The sequence below is a fragment of the Streptomyces sp. OR43 genome (genome assembly GCF_008042275.1).
GTDB lineage: Bacteria > Actinomycetota > Actinomycetes > Streptomycetales > Streptomycetaceae > Streptomyces.
The window spans coordinates 1-705 of record NZ_RDBK01000125.1; the positions used below are offsets into that span (position 1 = coordinate 1).

The 705-nt window shown below is 70.2% G+C and carries 1 protein-coding gene; it reads left to right on the forward strand.

Translation table 11 applies throughout. The features are described from left to right. On the forward strand, positions 1-705 hold a 705-nt coding region (locus tag EAO72_RS41530; protein WP_261991885.1), incomplete at both ends, for a GH25 family lysozyme.

Genomic DNA, 705 nt, shown 5'->3' on the forward strand with positions numbered 1-705 from the left:
TCGTGGACCATCTGCACGACTACCGGACCGGCGACGTGCTCGCGCTGGATGTCGAGGTCCTGGACGACTCGACCCGGCTGTGGGACGACACGGACGTGGCCGCCTGGTTCAACCGCGTACGGGAGCGAGTCGGAAGCTACGTGCCGTGGTTCTACATCAGTACCGCCGCACTGCGGTCCGGGACCTGGGACCGCACGATCGCGGCCGGTGCCCATCTGTGGGCCGCCTCCTGGGGGCCGAACGACGGCACCTGGCCCGGCGAGCCCGACCTCGGGGGCCGGTACCCGGACTGGGCGGCGCACCAGTACACCTCCGTGGGATCCGCCGGTGGCGTCTCCCCGGTCGACCTCAACCGAGCCCGTTCCTGGGCGTTCCGTCCCACCGAGCCGACCGACCCGCCACCGACCGGTGGCGGGTTGCCGAAGACGTCGACGGAGCAGGACGGTGTCCCGGGCCCGGTGATGTGGCAGCGGACGCAGAACTGGCTGCGGATCCAGTCCGGATACACCGGACCGATCGACGGCGTTCCCGGCCCCCGCACCTACACCGCACTCCAGCTGAACATGCGGAACTGGGGCTACACCGGACCCCTCGACGGAGTCCCCGGAACCAACACCTGGGCCGCGGTACAACGACTCTCGGCAGCACACGGCTACACCGGCCCCATCGACGGCGTCATGGGACCCAACTCCTGGCGAGGCTTCA